This is a genomic window from Ensifer sp. ENS02, from assembly GCF_014851885.1.
GTDB classification, from domain to species: Bacteria; Pseudomonadota; Alphaproteobacteria; order Rhizobiales; family Rhizobiaceae; genus Ensifer; species Ensifer adhaerens.
Genome location: NZ_JACVAO010000059.1, coordinates 1 through 814 on the forward strand (window position 1 = coordinate 1; position 814 = coordinate 814).

1 pseudogene is annotated in these 814 nt (G+C 60.2%); it reads right to left on the reverse strand.

From position 1 onward, the window contains the following. Positions 1-814: pseudogene (locus tag IB262_RS35415) on the reverse strand (decarboxylase); the annotation flags it as partial.

Sequence of the window (814 nt, forward strand, 5' to 3'; positions counted from 1 at the left end):
CGGGCAAATCCGGACCACGCTTCATCCCAGAGGAAGATGAGGTCCGGCTTGATGGCGAGACACTCCTCCATCACGCGCCTGACGTTATACATGTGCCCGTCGAAGGTGCAGTTGGTGAGGTCGAGCAGTTTCAGCCGGTCCAGACGCCCTTCCGCCCTTAACGTCAAAAGCGCTCGCTTGATCGTCGCAAGCGGCACGGCGCCGTACATCGAGTACTCGGTCATCGGGAACGCTTCGACATAGTAGGGCTGCGCGCCGGTCAGCACCATGCCGTAGTGATGCGACTTGTGGCAGTTGCGATCGACTACCGCAATGTCGCCGGGCGCCAGAAGGGCCTGCACGGCCATCTTGTTGGAGGTGGAGGTGCCGTTCGTCACAAAGAAGACGTGGTCAGCGCCAAAGGCACGTGCCGCCAGCTCCTGAGAGCGTTTGATCGTACCTGTGGGCTCCAAAAGGCTATCGAGACCACCCGTCGTCGCACTGCTTTCCGCAAGGAACAGATTGAGCCCATAGAATTCGCCCATGTCGCGGATCCAGTCAGACTTGAAGACGGATTTGCCGCGCGCGATGGGGAGCGCATGAAATGTACCGATGGGCCGTCGCGCATATTTCTTAAGATTGTCGAAGAAGGGCGTTTCATAGCGTGCCTGCACCCCTTCGAGGATCGCGAGATGCATCTCCAGCGGCTCCTCCACCGCGTAAAACACGCGCCGCACCGCATCCGCCGTCGGATCTCCGGCGATCTTTTCGACTTGCCGGTCGGAAAGCAGATAGACGTCGAGTTCGGGCCGGATGCGCTTCAAGCCGCGCGCCA